Origin of the sequence: Mycobacterium kubicae, assembly GCF_015689175.1 — a bacterium.
GTDB classification, from domain to species: domain Bacteria; phylum Actinomycetota; class Actinomycetes; order Mycobacteriales; family Mycobacteriaceae; genus Mycobacterium; species Mycobacterium kubicae.
Genome location: NZ_CP065047.1, coordinates 1,410,599 through 1,436,310, shown reverse-complemented (window position 1 = coordinate 1,436,310; position 25,712 = coordinate 1,410,599). Strand labels below are relative to the sequence as shown.

At 66.7% G+C, this 25,712-nt stretch carries 31 protein-coding genes; 19 read left to right on the top strand and 12 right to left on the bottom strand.

What is annotated here, in order from left to right; translation table 11 throughout:
- Positions 1–14: 14 nt before the first annotated feature.
- Positions 15–1,040, bottom strand: coding sequence for a DUF3152 domain-containing protein (locus I2456_RS06885; RefSeq protein ID WP_116645901.1), 1,026 nt, complete (start codon positions 1,038–1,040; stop codon positions 15–17).
- Between the two features lie 198 nt (positions 1,041–1,238).
- Between I2456_RS06885 and I2456_RS06880 the strand changes: the two genes are divergently transcribed.
- Positions 1,239–1,922: an HTH-type transcriptional activator FasR gene (locus I2456_RS06880; protein ID WP_068029232.1), complete on the top strand. Its 684-nt coding sequence runs from the start codon at positions 1,239–1,241 to the stop codon at positions 1,920–1,922.
- Here the strand turns inward: I2456_RS06880 and I2456_RS06875 are convergent.
- Complete coding sequence (locus I2456_RS06875; protein WP_068029228.1) at positions 1,909–2,229, bottom strand: DUF3107 domain-containing protein; 321 nt, start codon at positions 2,227–2,229, stop codon at positions 1,909–1,911. The two genes, I2456_RS06880 and I2456_RS06875, sit on opposite strands and share 14 nt — an antisense overlap.
- A 141-nt stretch (positions 2,230–2,370) precedes the next feature.
- Between I2456_RS06875 and I2456_RS06870 the strand changes: the two genes are divergently transcribed.
- A complete protein-coding gene (locus I2456_RS06870) occupies positions 2,371–3,099 on the top strand; it encodes a superantigen-like protein SSL4 (protein ID WP_085075298.1) in 729 nt (242 codons plus the stop codon).
- On the opposite strand, the gene I2456_RS06865 is transcribed toward I2456_RS06870, so the two are convergent.
- Positions 3,100–3,795 carry a ferritin-like fold-containing protein gene (locus I2456_RS06865; protein ID WP_068029225.1) on the bottom strand — a complete coding sequence of 232 codons (696 nt, stop codon included), beginning with the start codon at positions 3,793–3,795 and terminating at the stop codon, positions 3,100–3,102.
- Between the two features lie 267 nt (positions 3,796–4,062).
- Between I2456_RS06865 and I2456_RS06860 the strand changes: the two genes are divergently transcribed.
- The gene (locus I2456_RS06860) at positions 4,063–5,574 is read left to right on the top strand and encodes a DEAD/DEAH box helicase (protein WP_085075282.1); all 1,512 of its coding nucleotides are present in this window, start codon (positions 4,063–4,065) and stop codon (positions 5,572–5,574) included.
- A gap of 23 nt (positions 5,575–5,597) precedes the next feature.
- Positions 5,598–6,812 carry an Rv3212 family protein gene (locus I2456_RS06855; protein ID WP_085075283.1) on the top strand — a complete coding sequence of 405 codons (1,215 nt, stop codon included), beginning with the start codon at positions 5,598–5,600 and terminating at the stop codon, positions 6,810–6,812.
- 6 nt (positions 6,813–6,818) lie between these two features.
- On the opposite strand, the gene I2456_RS06850 is transcribed toward I2456_RS06855, so the two are convergent.
- Positions 6,819–7,619 carry a ParA family protein gene (locus I2456_RS06850; RefSeq protein ID WP_082952166.1) on the bottom strand — a complete coding sequence of 267 codons (801 nt, stop codon included), beginning with the start codon at positions 7,617–7,619 and terminating at the stop codon, positions 6,819–6,821.
- A 132-nt stretch (positions 7,620–7,751) separates the two neighbouring features.
- Between I2456_RS06850 and I2456_RS06845 the strand changes: the two genes are divergently transcribed.
- Genes I2456_RS06845 through I2456_RS06835 form a run of 3 tightly spaced genes read left to right on the top strand, consistent with a single transcriptional unit; the run spans position 7,752 to position 9,927 of the window.
- The gene (locus I2456_RS06845) at positions 7,752–8,351 is read left to right on the top strand and encodes an acid phosphatase (RefSeq protein ID WP_068165304.1); all 600 of its coding nucleotides are present in this window, start codon (positions 7,752–7,754) and stop codon (positions 8,349–8,351) included.
- The gene (locus tag I2456_RS06840; RefSeq protein ID WP_085075284.1) at positions 8,348–9,448 is read left to right on the top strand and encodes an isochorismate synthase; all 1,101 of its coding nucleotides are present in this window, start codon (positions 8,348–8,350) and stop codon (positions 9,446–9,448) included. The genes I2456_RS06845 and I2456_RS06840 overlap by 4 nt, the downstream gene beginning before the upstream one ends.
- A complete protein-coding gene (locus tag I2456_RS06835) occupies positions 9,445–9,927 on the top strand; it encodes a GNAT family N-acetyltransferase (RefSeq protein ID WP_085075285.1) in 483 nt (160 codons plus the stop codon). Before I2456_RS06840 ends, I2456_RS06835 begins: the two co-directional genes overlap by 4 nt.
- On the opposite strand, the gene I2456_RS06830 is transcribed toward I2456_RS06835, so the two are convergent.
- On the bottom strand, positions 9,879–10,310 hold the full coding sequence (locus tag I2456_RS06830; RefSeq protein ID WP_085075286.1) for a hypothetical protein: 432 nt from the start codon (positions 10,308–10,310) through the stop codon (positions 9,879–9,881). The genes I2456_RS06835 and I2456_RS06830 overlap by 49 nt on opposite strands.
- Positions 10,307–10,456 carry a hypothetical protein gene (locus I2456_RS06825; RefSeq protein WP_163703771.1) on the bottom strand — a complete coding sequence of 50 codons (150 nt, stop codon included), beginning with the start codon at positions 10,454–10,456 and terminating at the stop codon, positions 10,307–10,309. Before I2456_RS06825 ends, I2456_RS06830 begins: the two co-directional genes overlap by 4 nt.
- Positions 10,457–10,496: 40 nt before the next feature.
- On the opposite strand from I2456_RS06825, the gene I2456_RS06820 reads away from it, so the two are divergent.
- Together I2456_RS06820 and whiB1 are read left to right on the top strand one after the other, a co-directional pair.
- Positions 10,497–11,456, top strand: coding sequence for a diacylglycerol/lipid kinase family protein (locus tag I2456_RS06820; protein WP_068162724.1), 960 nt, complete (start codon positions 10,497–10,499; stop codon positions 11,454–11,456).
- A 290-nt stretch (positions 11,457–11,746) separates the two neighbouring features.
- Positions 11,747–12,001 carry a transcriptional regulator WhiB1 gene (gene whiB1 / locus I2456_RS06815; RefSeq protein ID WP_003874607.1) on the top strand — a complete coding sequence of 85 codons (255 nt, stop codon included), beginning with the start codon at positions 11,747–11,749 and terminating at the stop codon, positions 11,999–12,001.
- A 62-nt stretch (positions 12,002–12,063) separates the two neighbouring features.
- Here whiB1 and I2456_RS06810 read toward each other — a convergent pair whose 3' ends face one another.
- Together I2456_RS06810 and I2456_RS06805 are read right to left on the bottom strand one after the other, a co-directional pair.
- Positions 12,064–13,566 (bottom strand): sensor histidine kinase, encoded by a 1,503-nt coding sequence (locus I2456_RS06810; protein WP_068029200.1) that lies wholly within the window; start codon positions 13,564–13,566, stop codon positions 12,064–12,066.
- Positions 13,567–13,587: 21 nt separating this feature from the next.
- Positions 13,588–13,803, bottom strand: coding sequence for a biotin/lipoyl-binding carrier protein (locus I2456_RS06805; protein ID WP_068029369.1), 216 nt, complete (start codon positions 13,801–13,803; stop codon positions 13,588–13,590).
- Positions 13,804–13,994: 191 nt separating this feature from the next.
- Here I2456_RS06805 and I2456_RS29085 point away from each other — a divergent pair, with 191 nt between their 5' ends.
- Positions 13,995–14,069 (top strand): 50S ribosomal protein bL37, encoded by a 75-nt coding sequence (locus tag I2456_RS29085; RefSeq protein WP_116645811.1) that lies wholly within the window; start codon positions 13,995–13,997, stop codon positions 14,067–14,069.
- Positions 14,070–14,075: 6 nt separating this feature from the next.
- Here the strand turns inward: I2456_RS29085 and rsrA are convergent, their stop codons facing one another.
- A complete protein-coding gene (gene rsrA, locus I2456_RS06800) occupies positions 14,076–14,378 on the bottom strand; it encodes a mycothiol system anti-sigma-R factor (protein ID WP_068029196.1) in 303 nt (100 codons plus the stop codon).
- Positions 14,375–15,022: a sigma-70 family RNA polymerase sigma factor gene (locus I2456_RS06795; protein ID WP_163703795.1), complete on the bottom strand. Its 648-nt coding sequence runs from the start codon at positions 15,020–15,022 to the stop codon at positions 14,375–14,377. Before I2456_RS06795 ends, rsrA begins: the two co-directional genes overlap by 4 nt.
- A gap of 219 nt (positions 15,023–15,241) precedes the next feature.
- On the opposite strand from I2456_RS06795, the gene I2456_RS06790 reads away from it, so the two are divergent.
- The 4 genes from I2456_RS06790 to I2456_RS06775 all read left to right on the top strand — a co-directional run bounded on the left by I2456_RS06790 (position 15,242) and on the right by I2456_RS06775 (position 19,258).
- On the top strand, positions 15,242–16,090 hold the full coding sequence (locus tag I2456_RS06790) for an SDR family oxidoreductase (RefSeq protein ID WP_068029190.1): 849 nt from the start codon (positions 15,242–15,244) through the stop codon (positions 16,088–16,090).
- Positions 16,090–16,578: an aminoacyl-tRNA deacylase gene (locus I2456_RS06785; RefSeq protein ID WP_085075288.1), complete on the top strand. Its 489-nt coding sequence runs from the start codon at positions 16,090–16,092 to the stop codon at positions 16,576–16,578. The genes I2456_RS06790 and I2456_RS06785 overlap by 1 nt, the downstream gene beginning before the upstream one ends.
- A gap of 34 nt (positions 16,579–16,612) precedes the next feature.
- On the top strand, positions 16,613–17,941 hold the full coding sequence (locus I2456_RS06780; RefSeq protein WP_163703772.1) for an HNH endonuclease signature motif containing protein: 1,329 nt from the start codon (positions 16,613–16,615) through the stop codon (positions 17,939–17,941).
- A 219-nt stretch (positions 17,942–18,160) separates the two neighbouring features.
- Positions 18,161–19,258, top strand: coding sequence for an IS110 family RNA-guided transposase (locus I2456_RS06775; protein WP_085072901.1), 1,098 nt, complete (start codon positions 18,161–18,163; stop codon positions 19,256–19,258).
- 166 nt (positions 19,259–19,424) lie between these two features.
- Here the strand turns inward: I2456_RS06775 and I2456_RS06770 are convergent, their stop codons facing one another.
- Positions 19,425–20,189, bottom strand: a complete 765-nt coding sequence (locus I2456_RS06770) for an SOS response-associated peptidase (protein WP_085072833.1) — start codon at positions 20,187–20,189, stop codon at positions 19,425–19,427.
- A gap of 53 nt (positions 20,190–20,242) precedes the next feature.
- Here I2456_RS06770 and aroA point away from each other — a divergent pair, with 53 nt between their 5' ends.
- Together aroA and rsgA are read left to right on the top strand one after the other, a co-directional pair.
- On the top strand, positions 20,243–21,541 hold the full coding sequence (gene aroA, locus I2456_RS06765) for a 3-phosphoshikimate 1-carboxyvinyltransferase (protein WP_139822994.1): 1,299 nt from the start codon (positions 20,243–20,245) through the stop codon (positions 21,539–21,541).
- Positions 21,538–22,518, top strand: a complete 981-nt coding sequence (gene rsgA, locus I2456_RS06760) for a ribosome small subunit-dependent GTPase A (RefSeq protein WP_085072832.1) — start codon at positions 21,538–21,540, stop codon at positions 22,516–22,518. Before aroA ends, rsgA begins: the two co-directional genes overlap by 4 nt.
- Here rsgA and I2456_RS06755 read toward each other — a convergent pair.
- Positions 22,505–22,978, bottom strand: a complete 474-nt coding sequence (locus I2456_RS06755) for a winged helix-turn-helix transcriptional regulator (RefSeq protein WP_085072844.1) — start codon at positions 22,976–22,978, stop codon at positions 22,505–22,507. The two genes, rsgA and I2456_RS06755, sit on opposite strands and share 14 nt — an antisense overlap.
- A gap of 87 nt (positions 22,979–23,065) precedes the next feature.
- Here I2456_RS06755 and I2456_RS06750 point away from each other — a divergent pair, with 87 nt between their 5' ends.
- From I2456_RS06750 to I2456_RS06740, 3 genes are read left to right on the top strand one after another with little or no spacing between them, the layout of a single operon-like run.
- Positions 23,066–24,241, top strand: coding sequence for a thiolase family protein (locus I2456_RS06750; protein ID WP_085072831.1), 1,176 nt, complete (start codon positions 23,066–23,068; stop codon positions 24,239–24,241).
- A gap of 12 nt (positions 24,242–24,253) precedes the next feature.
- Positions 24,254–25,216, top strand: a complete 963-nt coding sequence (locus tag I2456_RS06745; RefSeq protein ID WP_085072830.1) for a nitrilase-related carbon-nitrogen hydrolase — start codon at positions 24,254–24,256, stop codon at positions 25,214–25,216.
- Positions 25,203–25,700, top strand: a complete 498-nt coding sequence (locus I2456_RS06740; protein ID WP_085072829.1) for a DUF302 domain-containing protein — start codon at positions 25,203–25,205, stop codon at positions 25,698–25,700. Before I2456_RS06745 ends, I2456_RS06740 begins: the two co-directional genes overlap by 14 nt.
- Positions 25,701–25,712: the final 12 nt, after the last annotated feature.

Here is a 25,712-nt window from a genome sequence, read left to right as displayed (position 1 = left end):
GGATGCGGAGAAAGTCAGGGAATCGGGTACGGCCACGGATTGAAGCGGCACGTCTTGCCATCGGCCTTGACGTATTCCGGGTCGAATTTGGCGGCCTCGTCATCAGAAGTGGAGAACGTCTGCTGCATCATCACCGGCGCCAGGGCGCCCTGCGTGTCGCACGCCTCGTGGCGCTGATAGCCGATGGCATGGCCGACCTCGTGACTGACCACGTACTGCCGGTACGAACCCACATCGCCCTCGAACGGAACGGCTCCGCGCACCCACCGTGCCTCGTTGATGAACACGCGCGACTGCCGGTCAGTGCCGAATGACGGGTTATAGCACGACGTTTCGAGCGGAAATTCGTATCCGCAGCCCACCCGCACCGTCATCGGCGAAACCAGCGACACGCGGAAGTCCGGCTTCCCGTTGTCCACTCGGATGAAAGCGAACTGCGGGTTATGCGTCCAACCTTTCGGATTGGCCAGCGTCTGCTCGACCATCTGGGCGAAGGCTTCGTCGCCGCCGTACATTGTCGGATCCAACCCGTTCTCGATCTCCACGGTGTAGCGGAACACCTTGGCGGTGCCCTGACCGATCTGCGGCGTCGCGCCCGGCACGACGTGATACGACTTGTCGCCCGCCTCGGTGAACGGCCCGCCATCCGGCAGGATTCCCGTCGGCAGGTTGGCGTCGAAGGCCGTCAGACCCCGCGGCGGCGTGTCGACGATCGCGGTGCCCACCGATCCGATACTCGGCGGACTCTGGATGGTGCGGGCCGCCGCTGTCTTTGGTGTGCTGTTTCCGGTCAGGCTCTGATAGGCCACCAAGACGGTGATGACGGCCAGCACCGGCAGCGCGTAGGCCCGCCACCCATAAGTGGACACGAACCGTCCCAGCCAGGTCTGTTTGCGCCATTGACGCGGGCGTTCACGGTCGGCACGAGCCCGTCCTGCGCTCTCGCCCAGCGGATCACGCTGCGCCCGCAGCGGTTCGCGGCGCTCGTCGCGCAGCATGGGGACTCGGCCGGTGCCGCGCACAGGCCGGGGGGACGTCATTTCCCCAGAATGGCACAGCCGCCGTTGGCTGCGACTCCTGGCGCGCCCGAAGATGGCCTCCGACCTGCGCGCCGACCGCATAGATAACGCCAGTTCCGATCGGTTTGACGCCTCGGGTAGTAAGGTCGGTGCGAAATACTGTGCGGCCACGGGGATGGCAGTGGGTCGCATGATCACCTGAGATCAGATTGAGGACCGATGAGCGATCTGGCCAAGACGGCGCGACGTGCCGTCAGATCGGCCGGGAACCTTCGGCCGGTCGAAGACGCAACGCCCTCGAACCGCCGGGGTAACCGGTTACCCCGCGACGAGCGTCGCGGCCAACTGCTCGTCGTCGCGAGCGACGTGTTCGTCGACCGCGGCTATCACGCGGCCGGGATGGACGAGATCGCCGACCGGGCCGGTGTCAGCAAACCCGTTCTCTACCAACACTTCTCCAGCAAGCTGGAGCTGTATCTGGCGGTGCTCAATCGGCACGTCGAGAATTTGGTGTCGGGGGTGCAACGGGCCCTGCGCACCACCACGGACAACCGGCAGCGGTTGCACGCCGCCGTTCAGGCGTTCTTCGACTTCATCGAGCACGACAGCCAGGGGTACCGGCTGATCTTCGAGAACGACAACGTCACCGAACCAGAAGTCGCCGCTCAGGTGCGTCAGGCCACCGAGTCGTGCATCGACGCGGTGTTCGCGCTGATCGCCGAGGATTCCGGGCTAGAACCGCATCGCGCCCGGATGATCGCGGTTGGTCTGGTCGGCATGAGCGTCGACGCCGCGCGTTACTGGCTGGACGCTGACCGTCCCATCTCGAAGTCCGACGCTGTCGAAGGCGCGGTGGCGTTTGCCTGGGGCGGGCTGTCGCACGTGCCCCTTACTCGCTCGTAGCGGCCCGCGCCGCGGCGATCTCGGCCCCGATCCCGAAGCCGACCCGTCGGGCGTCGGCAGGGCCGATCTCGACATAGGCGATCTTGGCGGTGTTGACCAGGAAGCGACGCCCCCGCTCGTCGTTAAGGCTCAGCACACCCGAACCCTCGCTCAGCGCGCCGCGGACCAGTTCCTCGACCTCAGCGGGCGTTTGCGTACTGGCGAATACCAGCTCGCGCGGACTGTCCGTGATCCCGATCTTGACCTCCACGGTCGCCCCTTTCGTTGGTATCCGTCTCAGCAGCAGGCTAGTGGAAGGACCCGGCATGCTTCGCGCCGTGGCCCCTCGGACGCGGTTCGCGCTAAGTGAACGGGGCCGGTGACCGGAGGATCACGATTTGATCTAACCCTGGCTAAGTCGGCCGCTGACACCCCGATCCCCGTCGGCAGCGTGCATACCATCGGTCACATCAGCAACACACGCCACGACCTCTACGGCGACGTCCAGGATTACCCGGACGACGAGGACTACCAGCCCGACGAAGCCGATCGCCGCAACGGCTTCGGTGCCGACTGGCGCCACTCGGAAGGCGAGTGGGTGTGGCCGGCCGATCGACGCTGGCGCCCGGCCGCCGCCGTCATCGGCGCGATCGTGGCCGTCGGCGCCATCGCGACCGCCGTCATCATCAACAGCGGCGACAGCGCGTCGACCAAGGCCACCGTCGCGCCTCATCCGGTGATCACCACCCGCTCGACATCCCAGCCCAGCCCGTCTGCGACGCTCTCGCCCAGCGCCCCGCCTACCACCTCGCGGGTCGCGCAGCCGCCCCCGGAGACGATCACCACGCTCACCCCGCCGCCCAGTACTGCGCGCACCCCCACGGCGGTGCCGCCGCGTACCGTCCCGCCACCGTCGGCCGGGCTCAACCCGCAGACCGTCGTCTACAGCGTGACCGGCGACAAGCAGCTGTTCGACCTGATCAACGTGGTCTACACCGATGCGCGCGGCTTCCCGGTGACCGAGTTCAACGTGGCGTTGCCGTGGACCAAAGTGGTGGTTCTCAACCCGGGCGTCAAGACCGAGTCCGTCGTGGCGACCAGCCTCTACGGGCGGCTGAACTGCGCCATCGCCAACGCCCAGGGTCAGCTGGTGAAGGCGTCAACCAACAACGCGATCATCGCCACCTGCACGCGTTGACTAGCCGAGGCCTAGTTCGCGCATCCGCTGGTCGTGTGTCTGCTGCAGACGCTCGAAGAAAGCACTGATCTGGCCCAGTCCCCCGGTTCCCGACAGCACCAGGTCCACCAGCTCGTCGTGATCGGCCAGCAGATATTGGGCCTGGGTGATCGCTTCGCCCAACAACCGGCGCGACCACAGCGCCAGGCGGCTGCGCTGTTTGCCGCTCGAGGTCACCGCGGCGCGGACCTCGGCGACGACGAACTGGGAATGGCCGGTCTCCGATAACGCCGCGCGCACCACATCGGCCACCTCGTCGGGCAGCCCGTCGGCGATCTCCAAGTACAAGTCGGCCGCCAGCGCATCGGCGACGTAGGTCTTGACCAGGGCTTCCAGCCAGGTGCTGGGCATGGTCAACCGGTGGTAGTTCTCCAGGGGAGACACGTACTTCGCCATGGCCGACACCACGTCGACGCCACGGCTTTCCAGCGCGTCGCGCAGCAGCTCGTAGTGGCCCATCTCGGCCGCGGCCATGCTGGCCATCGAGATCCGGCCCTGCAGGTTGGGCGCCATGCGCGCCTCGTCGGTCAGCCGGTAGAACGCCGCCACCTCGCCATAGGCCAGCAGCGCGAACAATTCGTTGACGCCGGGGTGATCCGCCGACAGTCGCTTCCCGGAGGAACTGGCCACCTGGTCGGCAGACGAGGGCGAAGTCATGGCAACACTCTAGTTGGGAACAGGTGGAAGCTGATGGGAGCCCGCTTAGGACCAGCTATCATGTGTATAGGTAGTGGCGATCTCTGTGCTGCCACTCCTGACGAAATGTGCGTGCACGTAGCAGGCCCCGCCACACGTGGAGCAGCGGGCCGGCGCCTCGGCGCCTCGGCGACGTAATCGGAGTCGGAACTCGTGCGCGCGTGAACCGCGAAACATAAACGCACGGACCCGACTGGTTATCGTCACCGAAAGGCTTCTTCCTACCGTATGACCGAACTCAACAGCACAACCGAATCTGTACTGACATTTGCCCAACTCGGCGTCCGCGACGAAATCGTGCGGGCTCTGGCCGAAAAGGGCATCGAGACTCCGTTTGCTATCCAAGAGCTGACCCTGCCCCTTGCGCTGGCCGGCGACGATCTGATCGGCCAGGCCCGCACCGGCATGGGCAAGACCTTCGCGTTCGGCGTGCCGCTGCTGCACCGGATCACCTCCGACACCGCTGCGCGGCCGTTGACCGGCGCCCCGCGGGCCCTGATCGTGGTCCCCACCCGTGAGTTGTGCCTGCAGGTCACCGGCGACCTGGCCACCGCGGCCAAGTACCTGACCGTGGACGACGGCCGGCGCCTGGCGGTGGTGTCCATCTACGGCGGCCGCGCTTACGAGCCGCAGATCGAGGCGCTGCAGAAGGGCGCCGACGTCGTCGTGGGCACTCCGGGCCGGCTGCTCGACCTGTGCCAGCAAGGCCACCTGCAGCTGGGTGGGCTGTCGGTGCTGGTGCTCGACGAAGCCGACGAGATGCTGGACCTGGGCTTTTTGCCCGACATCGAGCGCATCCTGCGCCAAATACCCGCCGATCGGCAGTCGATGCTCTTCTCGGCGACCATGCCGGACCAGATCATCACGCTGGCCCGCACCTTCATGGTCCAGCCCACGCACATCCGCGCCGAGGCGCCGCACTCGGCCGCCACGCACGACACCACCGAGCAGTTCATCTACCGCGCCCACGCCCTCGACAAGGTCGAGTTGGTCACGCGGGTGCTGCAGGCCCAGGGCCGTGGCGCGACGATGGTCTTCACCCGCACCAAGCGCACCGCCCAGAAGGTTGCCGACGAGCTCGCCGAGCGCGGCTTCAAGGTGGGCGCCGTGCACGGTGACCTTGGACAGGTGGCACGCGAGAAGGCGCTCAAGGCGTTCCGCAACGGCGAGATCGACGTGCTGGTGGCCACCGACGTGGCCGCACGTGGTATCGACATCGACGACGTCACCCACGTCATCAACTACCAGATCCCCGAGGACGAGCAGGCCTATGTGCACCGCATCGGCCGCACCGGCCGCGCCGGTAAGACCGGCGTCGCGGTCACGTTGGTGGACTGGGACGAACTGCCCCGCTGGTCGATGATCGACAAGGCGCTGGGCTTGGGCATCCCAGAGCCGGCGGAAACCTATTCCAGCTCCCCGCACTTGTACGAAGAGCTGGACATCCCGACCGGGGCCGGCGGAACCGTGGGATCCGCGAGCAAGCCGCAGGTCAAGCGCCGCGAAGCCGACGGACAAGCGCCTGAGAAAGCCGAGAAGCCCGCCCGCACGCGCAGCGGCGCCAGGCGCCGGCGCACCCGCGGCGGCAAGCCGATCACCGCACACCCCGCTGCCGCCGGTGCGGACGGCAACGCGGAGTCCGGCTCGGGCGCAGGTTCGGAATCTTCGACCAGCACCTCCCCCCCTCGCCGCCGCCGGCGGCGCCGCAAGCCCGCTGAGGCTTCGGCTTCCGCCAACTGAGCCGACCCGAGCCGCGCTTAGGCATGGTCAAACCCGAACGCCGCACCAAGGTCGACATCGTGGCCGCCGCGACGATCGCGGTCGTCGTCGCCGTGGTCGCGGGGCTGATCTGGTGGACCAGCGACGCCCGGGCCACGATCAGTCGCCCGGCCGCCCGACCGGTGCAGGCTCCGACTCCGCCCCGCGAGGTTCCGGCCACGCTCAAGCAGCTGTGGACTGCGGCCAGCCCCGGGACCCGCGCACCGGTCGCGGTGGGCGGAACGGTGGTGACCGCCAACGGGCGCCAAGTCGACGGCCGCGACCCGGCCACCGGCGAATCGTTGTGGAGCTATGCCCGCGACACCGACCTGTGCGGCGTGAGCTGGGTCTACCACTATGCGGTCGCCGTCTATCGGGATGATCGGGGTTGCGGACAGGTCAGCACCATCGACGGCTCTACCGGCCGACGCGGCCCGGCGCGCAGCAGCTACGCCGACCCGCGGGTGCGGCTGTCCACCGACGGCACCACGGTGTTGTCGGCCGGCACCACCCGGCTGGAGATGTGGCGCTCGGACATGGTCCGGATGCTCGCCTACGGTGAAACCGACGCCCGGGTCAAACCGTCGTCGCGCGGGCTGCATTCGGGATGCACGTTGGAATCCGCTACGGCCAGTGCATCGATGGTGGCGGTGTTCGAGGCGTGCACCAGCCAGGCCGACCTACGTCTGGTCCTGTTGCGCCCGGGCAAAGAAGACGACGAACCGCAGCAGCAGATCGTGCAGGAGCCCGGGGTACGGCCGGGAACCGGGGCCCGGGTGCTGGTGGTCTCCCAGAACAACACCGCGGTGTACCTGCCCACCCCGCAACCCCACGTCGACGTGGTCGACGACACCGGCACCACCGTGGCCAGCACCCCGCTGGCCAAGCCGCCATCGGATGCGGCGGTCGCATCGGTCAGCGGCAACGTGGTGACCTGGTGGACCGGTGACGCGCTCCTGGTGTTCGACGCCAGCAACCTGACGCAGCGCTACACCATCGCCGCAGGGGAAACCGCCGTGCCGCTAGGGCCGGGTGTGATGATGGCGGGCCAGCTGCTGGTGCCGGTCACCGGCGCGATCGGCGTCTACGACCCGGTCAGCGGCGCCGACCTGCGCTATATCCCGGTGGAGCGACCGCCGAGCAGCGCACCGGTGGTCCCGGCCGTGTCAGGCTCCAAAGTGATCGAGCAGCGCGGCGATACGCTCGCGGTGCTGGGCTGAGCGCCGCTACAGTTCGACCGCGAAAGTCGGCAGCGGCTTGCCCGACTTCCAGTGCTTGACCAGCGCCTGCGCCAGTTCCCGGTACGCCACCGCGCCCTTGTTCTTGCGTCCGGAAATCACCGACGATCCCGAAGCGCTGGCCTCGGCGAATCGCACCGTGCGCGGAATCGGCGGCGCGAGCACCGGCAGGTCGTAGCGGTCGGCCACGTCAAGCAGCACGTCGCGGGTGTGGGTGGTGCGCGAGTCGTACAGCGTCGGCAGCGCGCCCAGCAGCTTGAGATCGGGGTTGGTGATCTGCTGGACGTCAGAGACCGTGCGCAGGAACTGTCCGACGCCGCGGTGGGCCAGCGTCTCGCACTGCAGCGGCACGATCACCTCGTCTGCGGCGGTCAGGCCGTTGAGGGTGAGCACGCCCAGCGACGGCGGGCAGTCGATGATGACCACGTCGAAGTCGTCGGACAGCTTGGCCAGCGCGCGTTTGAGCGCATATTCCCGGCCGGCCCGCATGAGCAGCATCGCCTCGGCGCCCGCGAGGTCAATGTTGGCCGGTAGCAACGTCATTCCCTCGAGCGTGGTGACCAGCGCTGCGCTGGGCTCGACGTCGCCGAGCAACACCTCGTGCACCGACACCGGCAACTTGTCCGGGTCTTGCCCCAACGAGAAGGTCAGACAGCCTTGCGGGTCCAGATCGACCAGCAACACTCGCCGGCCCTGATCCATCAACGCCGCACCCAGCGAGGCGACCGTCGTCGTCTTGGCCACCCCGCCCTTCTGGTTGGCCACCGCCAGTACCCGCATCTTCGTCACAAGCGCCGCTCCTGTCCGTCCGCTGCGTCGTGGCGCGCATTACAGTGCCCATCCTGGCATGTTTGCCTCGGCGCGGTTGGGGCGATGGGCCCGGCATGTCTCCACTCGGGAGTACGGGCAGAATCGGTCGGCATGGGACTTCACGACCACCGCCTGGTGCTGCTGCGCCACGGCGAGACCGAATGGTCCATATCGGGCCAGCACACCGGCCGCACCGACATCGACCTGACCGACGATGGACGCAAGCAGGCACAACTGGCCGGGAAGGTTCTTGACCAGCTGGACCTGGTCGACCCGTTGGTGGTGAGCAGCCCCCGCAAACGCTCGGTGGACACCGCCGAACTTGCGGGCCTGACCGTCGACGAGGTGTCGGAAGTGCTTGCCGAGTGGGATTACGGCGCCTACGAAGGCCTGACGACCGCGCAGATTCAGGAATCCGAACCCGATTGGCTGGTGTGGACGCATGGCTGCCGGGACGGGGAGACCGTTGCCGAGGTCAGCGACCGCGCCGATCAGGCGGTCGCCCTGGCACTGAAGACCATGGAATCGCGTGACGTGGTGTTCGTCAGTCATGGCCACTTCTCCCGCGCCGTGATCACGCGCTGGGTTGAGCTGCCGTTGGTCGAAGGCAGCAGGTTCGGTATGGCGACCGCCTCGATCGGAATCTTGGGGTTCGAACACGGCGTACGTCAGCTCAGCGTGCTCGGGTTGACGGGCCAGTTGGGGACGTGAAATTCGAGGAGCCACCGTTCGCGCTGTCCGGCCCTCGAGGGACGTTGGTTGCCGACGGAGTGCGAACCCACTATTGCGACGTGCGCGCCGCGCAGGCGGCCCTGCGATCGCAGGATGCCCGGATTGTGCTGGGCGCGTTGCCGTTTGATGTGAATCAGCCCGCCGCGTTGCTCGCGCCCGACGGGTTGCAGCACTTGTCGGCGCTGCCCGATTGGCCCACTGGCCCACTGCCGTCGGTGCGCATCCAGGCCGCGGTCCCGCCGGCCGCCGAACACCGCGCCCGGATCGACCGCGCTCGCGCGGAACTCGCCGCACCCGGCGCGCAGTTGCACAAGGTGGTGCTGGCCCGCGCGTTGGAACTGGTCGCCGACGCCGAATTGGACGCCCGAGTGATCCTGCGCCGGTTGGTCGCCGCCGATCCCGCCGCCTACGGCTACCTGGTCGACCTGACCGCCGCCGGTGCGGCCTACCGGGGGCAGGCCCTGGTGGGCGCGACCCCGGAACTGTTGGTGGCGCGCAACGGTGACCGCGTCACGTGCCAACCCTTCGCCGGCTCGGCGCCCCGGGCCAGCGACCCTGAAACCGATGCCGCCAACGGCGCGGCCCTGGCCGCGTCGACGAAGAACCGCCACGAGCACCAGCTCGTCATCGACACCATGCGCGCGGCACTGGAACCGCTGTGCGATGAACTGACGATCGCCTCTCGGCCGCAATTGACCCGCACCGCCGCGGTATGGCATCTGTGCACCCCGATCAGCGGCCGGTTGCGCGAATCATCCACGACCGCAATCGATCTGGCGTTGGCCCTGCATCCCACCCCGGCGGTGGGCGGGGTCCCGACCGGAGCCGCCACCGAGCTCATCGCTGCGCTGGAAGGCGACCGCGGCTTCTACGCCGGCGCCGTCGGTTGGTGCGACGCGCGCGGTGACGGCTACTGGGCGGTGTCCATCCGCTGCGCGCAACTGTCCGCCGACCGCCGTACCGCCCTGGCCCACGCCGGGGGTGGCATTGTCGCCGAATCCGACCCCGACGACGAAGTCGCGGAAACCACAACCAAATTCGCGACGATCCTCACTGCGCTCGGAGTGCAGCAATGACGGAGAGCATTCGTCGCGCCGCCCCGCATGACAGCGCCGAGATTGCGGCCATGATCCACGAACTCGCCGAATTCGAGCATGCCGCCGAACACTGCTCGGTCACCGAATCCCTAATCGCCACAGCACTTTTCGGTAGCTCACCGACCGTGCACGGACACGTCGTCGAGATCGACGGCGAAATCGCCGCGATGGCGCTGTGGTTTCTCAACTTCTCCACCTGGGACGGCGTCGCCGGCATCTACCTGGAGGACCTCTACGTGCGTCCGAGGTTCCGCCGTCGCGGTCTGGCCCGCGGACTGCTGGCCACCCTGGCCCGCGAATGCATCGACAACGGATACACGCGCCTGACATGGGCGGTGCTGAACTGGAATTCCGATGCGATCGCCCTCTACGACCGCGTCGGCGGGACGCCGCAAACCGAGTGGACGACTTATCGACTGTCCGGGCCGCGGCTGGCAGCGCTGGCCGAACCCCGCTGATCACCGCCGGCGGCCCACCGCACCGCCGCGGGGCTGAACAGCAATATCAGCGCGGCAATGGCCACGACGGCCAGCGGAATCCCGATCGCTGCCCGGTGCGAACCGACCGCGAGGTACCAGGCGACCGGCAGCAGCAGAAGTTGGGTGAAGACGGCCAGCCCGCGGCCCCAGCGCTTGCCCAGGAACAAGGCGCGGCCGGCGGCCAGCACCACACCGCCGATCAGCAAAAACCAGGCGGCCGTGCCCAGGCCGTTGACCACATGCTGGTCGGCGCCGGCCAATGCGCGCACCGCCAATACGGCGGCCATCACCAGGGCCGCGACGCCTTGTGCCGCAGCCACCAACCCGGCCAGACGCACCGGGGTGGGAGGCGAAACCGTCACAGCGCCAGCGTAGTCACGCTGGGGGTTCCGTCGATGGTGGCGTCCGGGGTGGCGTCGGGCGTGCGCTGGGGGCTTCCGGCGTGCGTCCAGGGCGGCCGAATCCCGGATTTCCCGCCCTGAGAACACAGTCGAAGCCAGGGACGCACGTTCGATCCCCCACCGCCCGCGCGCCTAAGCTCATGCCTCATGCGCGCCATGTTGATCGTGAACCCGATTGCCACCACCATCACACCGGCCGCTCGCGACCTCGTGACGCACGCGCTCGAAAGCCGCCTTCAGCTCACCATCCGGCACACCAAACACGCTGGCCACGCCGACGAGCTCGGCCGTGAGGCCGTGGCCGATGGCTACGACCTGGTCGTCGTCCACGGCGGTGACGGAACGGTTAGCGCGGTGGTCAACGGCATGCTCGGGCGGCCGGGCTCCACTCCGCCGGGGCCGGTGCCGGCGGTGGGCATCGTGCCCGGCGGCTCAGCGAATGTGCTGGCCAGGGCGTTGGGCATAGCCAAAGACGCGCCGGCGGCCTGCAACCAGTTGATTGCCCTGGTCGACGAGTATGAGCGTCATGGTCAGTGGCGCCGCATCTCGCTGATCGACTGCGGCGAGATCTGGGCGCTGGTCAACGCGGGTATGGGTGTGGATGCCGAGGTCGTGGAGGCGGTGGAAGCCAAGCGCAAGAAGGGCGTCAAGGTGACACCGCTGAACTACTGGCGGGTTGCGGTGCCCGTCTCGGTGGCCTTCAGCCGCCGGGAGCCCAACCTCATCCTGGAGCAGCCGGATAGCGAGCCGGTATCGGGCGTGCACTTCGTCTGGGTGTCCAACACCAATCCGTGGACCTACAGCAACAACAAGCCGATGGTGACCAACCCGGGCTGCAGCTTCGAGACGGGTCTCGGCCTGTTCGCGCTCACCAGCATGAAGGTCATTCCCACCCTCCGATTGCTCCGCCAACTGCTGGCGAAACGACCAAAGCTCGAGGCTGAGCAGCTGATCCGTGACGACAATGTGGCCTATGTCCGCATCAAGACCATGACCGCTCCGGCGGCCTGTCAGTACGACGGAGAATATCTCGGCCTGCGCGAATCCATGACGTTCCGCGCGGTCCCCAACGCTTTACAGGTGGTGGCTCCGCCGCCGAAGAAATAGCTTTTGGCCTGCGCAAAGAGAAGCTGTGACCCGCTTGGGACACAAATGTAGGGCGCAACGGGCCAGGCAGTGTAGTACAACGGACTAAGGGCTCAAGTAAGAGATCACTAAAGTGAGATAGCCCACGAGCGCCCGTAACACTATTGACATCTGTTGAGCCTGTGAAACGATCAAAAGGTTGCATGCGAGAGACGTGTGAAGGTACTGGAAACCCTTTCTTGTGCAAGCGTTAACAGCCAAGGAAAAAGTCCCGTGCGCGATGCTGCGCACGTAGTGAGGAGTAGCAACTAATGGATTGGCGCCATAAGGCGGTCTGCCGTGACGAGGACCCGGAGCTGTTCTTCCCGGTTGGGAACAGCGGCCCGGCGCTCGCGCAGATCGCTGACGCGAAGTTGGTCTGTAATCGGTGTCCAGTGACAACGGAATGTCTTGGCTGGGCCCTGAACACAGGCCAGGACTCGGGCGTCTGGGGCGGCATGAGTGAAGACGAGCGGCGCGCCCTGAAGCGTCGTAACGCCCGGACGAAGGCCCGCAGCGGAGTCTGACGACCCCGTAACTGCACAGTGCGGCCCCGACAAAGTCGGGGCCGCACTGTTGTGTTCACAGTTCACAACACCAACCGGCCGCGACGGCCAATCGGCACCCGCAGCACCACATCGGTGCCGCGCTCGCCGCCCTGGCGCATTCCCAGTGATCCGTCCAGCTCGGCCGACACCAGCGTCCGCACGATCTGCAGACCCAGGCTGTCCGATTTCTCCAGGCTGAACCCCTCGGGCAGCCCGCGTCCGTCGTCGTGCACCACCACATCCAGCCAGCGGGCAGAGCGTTCGGCTCGAATCGTCACCGATCCTTCGGCGGCGGCCGGGTCGAAAGCGTGCTCTATGGCGTTCTGCACCAACTCGGTGATGACCATGATCAGGGCCGTCGCGCGGTCGGAATCCAGCACGCCCAGGGCACCGACGCGGTTGATCCGAATGGGCCGGTCCACCGACGCGACGTCGTTCATGATCGGCAGGATCCGGTCGATCACCTCGTCGAGGTTCACCTGCTCGTCGACCGACATGGACAACGCGTCGTGGACCAGCGCAATCGAGGACACCCGGCGCACCGACTCGATGAGCGCTTCGCGTCCCTCGGCGTTGACGGTCCGGCGAGCCTGCAACCGCAGCAGTGCGGCCACCGTCTGCAGATTGTTCTTGACCCGGTGGTGGATCTCGCGGATGGTGGCGTCTTTGGAGATCAGCGCCCGGTCGCGCCGCTTCACCTCGGTGACGTCGCGGATCAGTATCGCCGCCCCGGCGTTCTTGCCGTGCACCACCAGCGGCAGCGTCCGCAGCAGCACGGTGGCCCCGCCCGCGTCGACCTCCATACGCATGCTCGACCCGCCGGCCAGCAGACCCAGTATGTGCTCGGCGACCTCCTGGGCCTCGAACGGGTCGGAGATCAGCGGTCGGGTGACCTTGATGAGGTTATGGCCCTCCAAGTCGCTGGTCAGGCCCATCCGGTGGTAGGCCGACAGGGCGTTGGGGCTGGCGTAGGCGACCACGCCGTTGACGTCCAGGCGGATGAAGCCGTCCCCGGCGCGCGGGGTCGACCGCGACATCGCCACGTCACCCACGTCGGGGAAGGTACCCTCGGCGATCATCTGGAGCAGGTCCGTCGCGCAATCGCGGTAGGCGGCCTCCATATGACCTGACATGCGCTCGACGGCCACGTCGGTTTGATGCTGGGTCAGCACCGCCACTACTTGTTCTCCGTACCGAACCGCCGAGGCCTCGACGTGCGGCCCGGGCAGCGCCCAGGACTCGGTGTCACCGGAACCGGTCTGCCGTACGGTAGTGCCCTTCTCGAAGGTCTCCGCCACCAAAGGCAGCTGCTCGGCGGCGACCACACTGCCCACAGCGTCGGTCTGCAGCACCGTCGGCGCGGTATTCGGGCGGCACTGCGCGACGCATACCAGCACGCCGTCGTCGCGGCGCACCCACATCAAATAGTCGGCGAAAGACAAGTCGGCGAGCAGTTGCCACTCCCCGACCACCGCATGCAGGTGGTCAACCGCATTGCCTGGCAGCACAGTGTGCTCGGCCAGCAGATCACCGAGAGTCGACATGCGATTATGCGGGTCCGGCGCCTAGCTAATCACGGCGATGAGGTCGCCGGCCTGGATGACGTCGCCGACCGCGACGCTCACCTTGCTGACGGTGCCGCCGACTTCGGCGAGCACGGGGATCTCCATCTTCATCGATTCCAGCAGCACCACGACGTCACCCTGACCGATTTGGTCACCCTCGCTGACCACAACTTCGAGCACGCTGGCCACAATCTCGGCGCGAACCTCCTCGGACATTTTCACCCCACTCGTCTCGGCCACTTGCGCATGCTGACTGCCGGTCCATCAGGCTGGTGTATATCGAACCATAAGCCCGTGCGGGCCCGCGGCGCGCGGGCTACTGAGGCCACCGGGCGGCCGCGTGAGATACTGGACAGCAACTGGCGGCCGTTAGCCGCCCTGCCCACACCGAACTACGGAGGTTCCCGATGGCCAAGCGTGGCCGTAAGAAGCGCGACCGCAAGCACAACAAGGCCAACCACGGCAAGCGCCCCAACGCCTAAGACGGCTTACGAACCACCTCGGATGATGGTGGTTCGGCTGATCTCGAGCCGCAAACGCTCGCGCAGCCCCTCCGGGGCTTTTTCGCCCTTGCACTTGGCGGCGATCAGCGTTTTGATCCGCTCTTCGAGTCCGTAATGCTGCAGGCAGCCGGGGCACGCCTCGAGGTGCTGACGCAGCCTTTGCCGCGCCTCCGGCGTGCACTCGCCGTCCAGCAGCGTCCAGACTTCGGCGATCACTTCGGCGCAGCCGACATGGGCGTGGGACTGCCCGTCCGCGCAAGTGCCGGATGGGCCGGAAAACTCACTCATGACGACACCTCCTCGTGCGCCTGCTCGCCGCGAACAAAGCCCCGATCCTTGGCGACATCCAACAGCAGGCCGCGCAGTTGGCGCCGGCCGCGGTGCAGCCTGGACATCACCGTCCCGATCGGCGTGTCCATGATCTCGGCGATCTCTTTATAAGGGAAACCCTCGACGTCGGCGTAGTAAACCGCCATCCGGAATTCCTCCGGCAACGCCTGCAGCGCCTCTTTGATCTCGGTGTCCGGCAGCGCTTCCAGGGCTTCGACTTCCGCCGAACGCAGTCCGGTCGAGGAGTGCTCGGCATTGGAGGCCAGCTGCCAGTCGGTGATCTCCTCGGTCGGATACTCCGCGGGCTGGCGCTGCTTTTTGCGGTAGCTGTTGATGTAGGTGTTGGTCAGGATGCGGTAGAGCCACGCCTTGAGGTTGGTGCCTTCGCGGAACGACCGGAACCCCGCGTAGGCCTTGACCATGGTCTCCTGCAGCAGGTCTTCGGCGTCAGCGGGGTTGCGGGTCATGCGCAGCGCGCCGCCGTACAACTGGTCCAGAAGCGGAATCGCATCACGCTCGAAACGCGCCGTCAGTTCCGCGTCGGTCTCAGGCGGCCTCGGTTCGGCAACCTCCACCTCGGTCACACCATCGATGTCGGCCATCTTGATTAACACGGTCCCTTCGGTTGCGGGGTCATAGGACGTCAACCGCTGCTCGCCCAAGAGGCTCGTCGCCGTTGACACCAGACTCCCCGCCTTCCAATCTAGAGGCTGCAACCGACACTAGAAACCGCACGACATAACAGCGCTAGTCGGCACACTATTTCCGGGCCGCCCGGTCCCCGGGTTCACCCGCCGCGAGCAGGGCGTTAATGTGACGCCATGTCTCTTTCCGGCAAGACCATGTTCATCTCTGGCGCCAGTCGCGGCATTGGCCTGGCGATCGCCAAACGCGCTGCCCAGGACGGGGCCAACATCGCCCTGATCGCCAAGACCGCCGAGCCTCACCCCAAGCTGCCGGGCACCGTCTACACCGCGGCCAAGGAGCTCGAGGAGGCGGGCGGACAGGCCTTGCCCATCGTCGGAGATGTGCGTGACCCGGATTCGGTCGAGTCGGCGGTGGCCAAGACCGTCGAGCAGTTCGGCGGCATCGACATCTGCGTCAACAATGCCTCGGCCATCAATCTCGGCTCGATCACCGACGTGCCGATGAAGCGCTTCGACTTGATGAACGGCATCCAGGTGCGCGGCACATATGCGGTGTCCCAGGCGTGTATCCCGCATTTGAAGGGCCGGGAGAATCCGCACATCCTGACGCTGTCGCCGCCGGTGCTGCTGGAAAGCAAGTGGCTCAAGCCCACCGCGTACATGATGGCCAAGTTCGGAATGACGTTGTGCGCGTTGGGGATTGCCGAGGAGATGCGCGAGGAGGGCATCGCTTCGAACACGTTGTGGCCGCGCACGCTGGTCGCCACCGCCGCGGTGCAGAACCTGCTGGGCGGCGAGGAGGCGATGGGCCGCGCCCGCAAGCCTGAGGTGTACGCCGATGCCGCGTACATCATTTTGAACAAGCCGTCCAAGGAGTACACCGGCAACATGCTGCTGTGCGAGGACGTATTGGTGGAGTCCGGCGTCACGGATCTCTCGGTGTACGACTGCATTCCGGGCTCGCAGCTCGGCGTCGACTTCTGGGTCGACGGCGTCAACCCGCCGGGATACACCGGGCCTTAATGGTCGCCGCGGCGACGCCGGCGATCGCGGCCTTGGTCAAAGTCGGTGTGCCGCACGAGGTTCTGAAGTTCGGCCACGACCGGCGCGAGGATTCGTTCGGTGCCGAGGCGGTCAACGCGTTGACCCAGGACGGCGGTATCGCCGCCGAGCAGATCTTCAAGACATTGGTGATCGCGGTGCCCGATGGTCTGGCCGTCGCGGTGGTGCCGGTGCCGGCGCGGTTGTCGTTGAAGGCGGCCGCCGCGGCGTTGGGGGTTACGAAAGCCGGCATGGCCGAACCCGCCGTCGTGCAGCGTGTCACCGGCTATGTGGTCGGCGCGGTGTCGCCGTTCGGCCAGCGCAAGCCGCTGCCCACCGTTGTCGACTCGAGCGCGCTCGCATGGGATCGGGTGTACTGCAGCGCGGGGCGACGCGGGTGGGATGTCGCCGTGAGTTCGGCGGATCTGATCCGGCTGACCGGGGCGGTCGTGGCGGATATTCGCGCCTGACGCGTTTGTCGGTGCCTGGCGATATCATTCGAACATGCGTTCGAGTACGCGGGAGGAGATCAGTGAGGTCTTCGACGCGCTCGATGCCGACTTGGATCGCTTGTGTGAGTTGTCCTTTGATGCGTTGACCACTCCGGAGCGGTTGCGGTTGTTGGAGCGGTTGGAGCGGGTGGCGCGGCGGTTGCCGGCGGCGCGGCATCAGTTGATCAATCAGCTGGCCGCCCAAGCCAGCGAGGCAGAACTGGGCGGCCGGTTGCCTGCGGCGTTGGCGTCGCGGTTGCGGATCACTCGCGGTGAGGCCAGTCGGCGGATCGGGGAAGCCGCTGATCTCGGTGAGCGCCGCGCGTTGACCGGGGAGGCGTTGGCGCCGCGGTTGACCGCCACCGCCCACGGCCAGCGCGCCGGTCACATTGGTGAGGGTCATGTGCGGGTCATCCGGGATTTCGTCAAGCACCTGCCGGCCCATGTGGATGTGGAGACGCAGGAGAAGGCCGAAGCCCATCTCGCGCGCTTGGCCGGTCAGTACCGGCCAGACCAGTTGGCCAAACTCGCCGAACGCCTGATGGACTGCCTGCACCCGGACGGGGACTACACCGACGACGACCGCGCGCGCCGGCGTGGGGTCACGCTGGGTAAGCAGGACGTCGATGGCATGTCGCGGCTGACGGGCTATTTGACCCCTGAAGCGCGCGCCACCCTGGAAGCGGTACTGGCGAAACTGGCCGCCCCGGGCATGTGCAACCCCGACGACGACACCCCGTGCGTCGAAGGGGCGCCGTCCGAAGACGCGGTCCGCCACGATCTGCGCTCGGCGGCCCAACGCAACCACGACGGGATGCTGGCGGCGTGTCGGGCCCTGCTGTGCAGCGGTGAGCTGGGCCAGCACAACGGCCTACCCGCCAGCATTATCGTCACCACCACCCTGCGCGACCTCGAAGCCGCCGCCGGGAAAGGCCTGACCGGCGGGGGCACCCTGCTGCCCATGTCCGACGTCATCCGACTGTCCCGCCACGCCCACCACTACCTGGCCATCTTCGACCGCGGCAAAGCCCTGGCCTTGTATCACACCAAACGCCTGGCCTCCCCGGCCCAGCGCATCGTGCTGTACGCCAAAGACCGCGGCTGCACCGCCCCGGGCTGCGACGTCACCGGCTACTACTGCGAAGTCCACCACGTCATCCCGTACGCACAGTCCCGTACGACCGACATCAACCAGTTGACCCTGGCCTGCGGCGGCCACCACCCACTCGCCGAACAGGGCTACACCACCCGCACCAACACCCAAGGCGACACCGAATGGATCCCCCCACCACACCTGGACCACGGCCAACCCCGCACCAACACCTACCACCAACTTGTCTAATGCGTGCAGGGAATCAGGTCTGCAGCCATGATTCCTAGGTGATGACCGGTCAAGGCTCGACCTTCCACTGTCGCCTGCTGGCTGACTCCGGGGTGGCTTGCCGGCCGGTCACCACCGCCTCAGGCAAGGAGTGGCTGAAGAGAGGCCTGCGTAGCCGAAAGTTGGTGTGCCCTCCTTGCTTCCAAATTGAGTTCATGAAGAAGGGTTGGTGCTCTTTCGGTGACGACAAATACTCACCTCCGCCGGGTAGTGATTGCCGTTGATCCTCACAAGGGGTCATGGACCGCTGCCGCTGTCGATGCCGCTTTGGTTCCTTTGGCCACCATTCGCGTCCCAGTTAGCCGCGATGGTTACCGGACGCTGCGGCGTTTTGCTCGTCGATGGCCCCACGCAGACTGGGCTATCGAAGGAGCCCCTGGTCTCGGGGCGCCGCTGACCACGCGGCTGCACGCAGAGGGCATCGAGGTCCTTGACGTGCCAGCCAAGCTCGCTGCACGGGTCCGGCTGCTGTCGAGCGGCCACGGCCGCAAAAATGACAATGCCGACGCACTATCAGTGGGTATCGCGGCGCTCACATCGCACGCGCTCAACAGCGCCCAGAACACCGCGGAGACCACGGCACTGCGTGCGATCGTCGAGCATCGCGATGACCTGGTCAAGGTTCGCACTCAGACCATCAACCGACTCCACGTCGTACTGACAAAGCTGGTTCTCGCCGGCGCCGGGCGCAACCTGACCGCAGACCAGGCTGCTGGACTCCTGCGCGCTGCTCGACCTCGCCACCCCGCCTCGAAAGCGTTGCGTAACCTGGCGCTCGATCTGATCAGCGAGGTGCGTCAGCTCGATCGCCGGATCACCAAAGCCACCAATGACATTGATGGCGCAGTCACCGCCACCGGCACCAACCTGACTCAACTAGCAGGCATCGGAGCCCTCACCGCAGGCAAAATCCTCGCGCGGGTTGGAGACATTACCCGTTTCCGCTCGGCGGCCGCCTTCGCCAGCTACACCGGCACCGCTCCCATCGAAGCCTCCTCCGGCGATGTGGTCCGCCACCGGCTATCCCGGGCAGGCGACCGCCAGCTCAACTACTGCCTGCACGTCATGGCGTTGACCCAGATCCGGCGCCCATCCCCAGGCAAGACCTACTACCTGCGCAAACGTTCGGAAGGAAAAAGCCGCAAAGAAGCCATGCGCTGCCTCAAACGGCGCCTATCTGACGTTGTCTACCGCCAATTACAGCGCGAAGCTCCCAGATTCAGGGCTGACCCGGCGGGACACATGGGGGCGGCTCAGAAGTCCCGCGCGGCCGGCTAAAACCCCAACACCGACGCTTCGGACTAAGTCACTCAACCGGGCCAGCTAACAACCACCATATAACCGAACCACCACACCATTGACACAGAGAGGCGCCACCCCGAAAAACTCCTGATGGACGGAGACGACGACGAGGATTGCGACGCCGGGGCGGCATGAACAGCCGCTAGAGCAACGTGATCTGCTCGGGCTCCGGCTCGGCCGGTTCCAGCAGCTCGGGCCCGTTGTTGCGCACGCTGTTCACCAGCGTCGACACCGGCCGCATCGCGATGCCGCTGACGTCTGGCGGCTTGGCCAACAGGTCCTCGTTGAGCGGCGCGTCGGGATTGAGCCAGGCGTCCCAGTCTTCTTCGGGCAACATCAGCGGCATCCGGTCGTGAATTCCGGCCAGCTCCCCCACCGCATCAGTGGTGATGATCGTGCAACTCAGCAGCGGCTCAGCGTCTTTGGCGGGTTTCCACACCGACCACAACCCCGCCATGCAGATCAGACCGCCGTCCTCCCGATGCATGAAGAACGGAGTCTTGGCGCTTTTCTTGCCCTTCGGGCCCTCCAAGCTTCCTCGCCACTCATACCAACCGTCCATCGGCACCAGACACCGCTTCGACTTGGCGCTCGACCGGAACGCCGGGGAGGTGGCGACCTTGTCCGCCCGGGCGTTGATCAACAGAGGCCCCTTGGTATCCGGGGCGCCATCCGGCCCGGCCTTGACCCAGGGCGGCAGCAGTCCCCAGCGCATCAGGCGTAACCGCCGCGTCGGGTCGTCGTCGGGATCACTATGGCGGGTGACCACGGCTGCGATGTTGACCGTCGGGGCGACGTTGTAGTTGGGACCCGCAACATCTGACGCGGCGCTGGTGGCTTCGTCGATCGCGTGAATCTTCTCGGCCAGCAGGGCCGGGTCGGTGGTGACCGCAAATCGTCCACACATATCTCCATGGTGCCTAATACCCATGACACCCGCCGACACGGCAGGATGAGACGGTGAGCAACAAGCGCTGGCCGGCCCCATTCGCACCGGCGCCGGTGCGCGCAACGGTCACCATCCCGGGCTCCAAATCGCAGACGAACCGCGCGCTGGTGCTCGCCGCACTGGCTGCCGCGCAGGGTTCGGGACGATCCACCGTCAGCGGCGCGCTCCGCAGTCGCGACACCGACCTGATGATCGGCGCGCTGAAGACGCTCGGTCTGCGCGTCGACGTCGCGGACAGTGAGTTGACGGTCAGCGGCCGCATCGAACCCGGACCCGACGCCCGGGTGGACTGCGGCCTGGCCGGCACGGTGCTGCGGTTTGTCCCGCCGCTAGCGGCGCTGAGCGCGACATCGGTCACCTTCGACGGCGACGAGCAGGCGCGGACCCGGCCGATCGCGCCGCTGCTGGATGCGCTGCGCGACCTCGGTGTCCCCATCGACGGCACCGCCTTGCCGTTCCAAGTCCGAGGCACGGGATCCGTTGCCGGCGGCACCGTGGCCATCGACGCGTCGGCGTCATCACAATTCGTCTCCGGGCTCCTGCTGTCCGGGGCATCGTTCACCGACGGCCTGACCGTCGAGCACACCGGTTCGACGCTGCCATCCGCGCCGCACATCGAAATGACCGTGGCGATGCTGCGCCAAGCCGGCGTCGACGTCGACGCCGCAACCCCCAACCGTTGGCGGGTGCGGCCCGGCACGATCGCGGCCAGGCGTTGGGACGTCGAGCCGGACTTGACCAACGCGGTCGCGTTTCTGGCCGCCGCCGTCGTCACCGGCGGGGCTGTCGAGATCACCGGTTGGCCTGCCACCAGCGTCCAACCCGCCGACCACATCCTGGCGATCCTGAAGAACATGAACGCCACTGTTCGGCAGAAGGATTCGTCACTGTCGGTGGAAGGCTCGGCGGAATACGGCGGTTTCGAGGTGGACCTGCGCGCCGTCGGCGAGCTCACGCCGTCCGTCGCCGCCCTGGCGGCGTTGGCCACGACCGGATCGGTGTCACGACTGAGCGGCATCGCGCATCTGCGCGGCCACGAAACCGACCGGCTCGCGGCCTTGAGCGCCGAGATCAACCGCCTGGGCGGCAATTGCAAGGAGACCGCCGACGGTCTGGTGATCACCGCGACGCCGCTGGGACCCGGGGTGTGGCAGGCCTACGCCGACCATCGGATGGCAATGGCCGGGGCTATCGTCGGGCTGCGCGTGCCCGGGGTCGAGGTCGACGACATCGGCGCCACCACGAAGACGCTGCCAGAGTTCCCGCGCCTCTGGGCGAGCATGTTGGCCCCTGAGGAGTCGAGCGGTTGAGACCCGGCGACTACGACGAATCCGACGTCAAAGTCCGCTCCGGACGCGGCTCGCGACCGCGTACCAAGACACGCCCCGAGCACGCCGACGCCGAGGCCGCCATGGTGGTCAGCGTCGACCGCGGCCGTTGGGGATGTGTGCTGGACGGGCGGCCCGATCGGCGCGTCACCGCCATGCGGGCGCGCGAACTGGGCCGCACCCCCATCGTCGTCGGTGACGACGTCGACATCGTCGGTGACCTCTCCGGCCGCCCGGACACCCTGGCCCGCATCGTGCGACGCGGACCGCGGCGAACGGTGTTGCGGCGCACCGCTGATGACACCGACCCCACCGAACGAGTGGTCGTCGCCAACGCCGACCAGCTGCTGATCGTGGTGGCCATGGCCGACCCGCCGCCCCGCACCGGGCTGGTCGACCGAACGCTGATCGCCGCCTTCGCCGGCGGGTTGACACCGATTCTGTGCCTGACGAAAACCGACCTGGCACCGCCCGGGCCGTTCGCCGAGCAGTTCGTCGATCTGGACCTGACGGTGGTGGTCGCCGGTCGCGACGACCCGCTGCTCGCGGTGGCCGACCTGCTCGAAGGCAAGGTCACCGTGCTGCTGGGGCACTCCGGAGTGGGCAAGTCGACCCTGGTGAATCGCCTTGTGCCGCAGGCTGACCGGGCAGTCGGCGTAGTCACCGACCTCGGCCGGGGGCGGCACACCTCCACGCAGTCGGTGGCGCTGCCGTTGGACAATTCGGGCTGGGTGATCGACACCCCGGGGATTCGTTCGTTCGGATTGGCCCACATCTCGCCCGACGATGTACTGATGGCGTTCTCCGACCTCGCCGATGCAATCGAAGACTGCCCGCGCGGCTGCGGGCACATGGGACCGCCGGCCGACCCGGAATGTGCGCTCGACACCCTTTCCGGTCCGGCGGCGCGCCGGGTCGCGGCGGCCCGGCGATTACTGGCCGCACTCAGGGAGACTTGACCAGCCGCATGCCGAGCTCGTCGGGAGTCACCAGATGTCCTTCGGTGCAGCGCATTTCGACCTCAGTCTCGGCGCCGCAGCCCAAATGGGTCAGCCGCAGGCGATTGCGCCCGGGCAGGTGCTGTCGGCCCCACTGAAACATCGACCACACGACGGGCATGAAGTCGACGCCGGCCTCGGTGAGCACGTACTCGTCGCGGCTGCGCTGTCCGGGTTCCTGGTAGGGCTGTCGCCTCAGCAGCCCGAGGTCGACCAGTTCGGTCAGCCGTGCCGACGTGGCAGCCTTGGTGATTCCCACCCGGCGGGCGAAGTCGTCGAACCGCGTGGTGCCGTAGTAGGCCTCGCGCATGATGAGCATGGCCGACTTCGTACCGACCACCGCCATAGTCTTCTCGATCGCGCACTCTCCGACCGCTGACCAGGCATCGCGGTCGGCCAAAGGTCCTTGCAGCATTGTCATGCACATCACCTCCAATCTAGGTTGCACTCAGTATACCTAGGTGTTATAGCTAGGTATAGCGATAAATACTCAGCTCAAGGAGGAGCCATGTCTCGCGACGCCGTCATCGTCGGTGCGGTACGCACCCCCATAGGTAAGGGCAAAGCCAACGGTGCGCTGCACGACGTACTGCCCGCCGACTTGCTGGCGCACAGCTTGCGCGAACTGGTCTCCCGCACCGGCGTTGACCCGGCGCAGATCGACGACGTCATCGCCGGCGCCGTCACCCAGGTGGGCGATCAGGCCGTGAACATCGCCCGAAATGCCTTGCTGGGCGCGGGATTCCCCGAGTCGGTGCCCGGTGTCACCATCGACCGCCAATGCGGCAGCAGCCAGCAAGCCATCAGTTTCGCCGCTCAGGGCGTGATCGCCGGCGCCTACGACCTGGTGGTGGCCGCCGGTGTGGAGTCGATGTCTCGGGTTCCGATGGGCACCTCGGTGCTGCCCGGCAGCAACCCGTTCGGCACCGACATGGCCGCGCGTTACCCCGAGGGCCTGGTTCCCCAAGGCATCAGCGCCGAACTGATCGCGGCCAAGTGGGGCTTTTCGCGCACCCAACTCGACGAGTTCTCCGCGGCCAGTCACGAAAAGGCCGCCCGCGCCACCAAGGACGGCCTGTTCGACGACGAACTGGTTCCGATCGCGGGGCTGGCCACCGATGAGATCATCCGCCCCGGTACGACGGTCGACACGCTGGCCGCACTCAAGCCCGCGTTCTACAGCGAGGCCACGGCCGCGCGCTTCCCACAGATCCAGTGGCAAATCACCCCTGGCAACTCCTCGCCGCTGTCCGACGGCAGCGCGGCCCTTTTGATCACCACCAGCGAGACCGCCAAGAAGCTGGGGCTGCGTCCGCTGGCGCGCATCCACACCACGACCGTCGTGGGTTCGGACCCGCTGTACATGCTGACCGGCGTCATTCCGGCCACCGAGAAAGTGTTGCGGCGCTCCGGGCTCAGCTTGGCCGACATCGACCTGTTCGAGGTCAATGAGGCGTTCGCGCCGGTCGTGCTGGCCTGGGCACAAGACACCGGCGCGGACCTGGCCAAGACCAACGTCAATGGTGGCGCCATCGCAATCGGCCACCCGCTGGGGGCCAGTGGCGCACGAATCATGACCACGCTGATCAACGCCCTAGAGCAGCGCGGAAAGCGTTATGGCCTGCAGACAATGTGCGAGGGCGGCGGCATGGCCAACGCCACCATCATCGAGCGTCTCGGCTAGAAGGGCAGACCGATGACCGTAATCCGAGCCGCCGCAGTGCAACTCAGTCCGGTGCTCTACAGCCGCGAGGGCACCGCACAGAAGGTGGTCGACAAGATTCACGAGCTGGCACTGCGCGACGTCCAGTTCGCGACCTTCCCGGAGACCGTGATTCCGTACTACCCCTACTTCTCGTTCCTGCAGCGCCCGTTCGAGATGCGGGCCGAACACCTCAAGCTGATGGAACAGGCGGTGACGATTCCCTCCCCGGAGGTCGGCGCGATCAGCGCGGCGGCCCGCGCGGCCAACATGGTGGTCTCGGTGGGGGTCACCGAGCGCGACGGCGGTTCGCTGTACAACACGCAGTTGTTGTTCGACGCCGACGGCACCCTCATTCAGCGCCGGCGCAAGACAACGCCGACCTATCACGAACGGATGGTTTGGGGCCAGGGCGACGGCAGCGGATTGCGCGCCGTCGACAGCGCGGTTGGCCGCATCGGCCAGTTGGCGTGTTGGGAGCACTACAACCCGCTGGCCCGTTACGCCATGATCGCCGACGGGGAGCAAATTCATTCCGCGATGTTCCCCGGCTCCTTCGGCGGCGACCTGTTCGCCGAGCAGACGGAACTCAGTGTGCGCAACCACGCACTGGAATCCGGCGCGTTCGTCGTCAACGCCACCGCGTGGCTCGACGCCGATCAACAGGCCCGCATCGCGGCCGACACCGGGGCTCCGTCAGCTCCCATCTCCGGCGGCTTCTTCACGGCGATCATCACACCGCAGGGTCAGTATCTGGGCGAGCCGCTGCGCTCCGGTGAGGGTGAAGTCATTGCTGATCTTGACTTTTCGTTGATCAATAATCGCAAGGTCTTGATGGATGCCCGCGGTCACTACAGCCGGCCGGAACTGCTCAGCCTCAACGTCGACCGCACGCCGGCCGCGCATACTCACAATGAGGTGCGCCAACTCGAGGAGCTCGCTGATGTCAGCAGCTGAAACCCGTTTCGACGGCGTGCGGGTGCGCTACGACAGCACCAAGAGCTACGACGAGGTTCTGGCCGCGCTGTTCGCCGACATCGGCGAGAAGCCGGTGCCGATCGGTGACATCGCCACGAGTAACGCTGAGTGGGATTCGTACCGGCGCCAGGTCGAATCTCACGTCGGGTCAAGCGGATTCATGCTCTTCGGTCTGATCGACCATGGCGCCTGGATCAGCAAAGCCGGAATCGACCGCAAGGCGTTGCGCGTCATCCTCGGCAACCCGCTGATCGCCATCACCATGTTGCGCCACGACGTGACCGCGGGGCTGTTCGCACCGGTGGAACTGTTGGTGCAAAACGAACCCGAAGGCAGCAGTCTGACCTATGTCAAGCCGTCGTCGTTGATGGTCGTCGAACCGAACCCGGAATTGCTCAGCGCGGCAAACGAACTCGATGCCAAGTTGGCGGCGCTGGCCGCGAAGGTGACCGGCAACCCGTAACCGCTTCCGAAG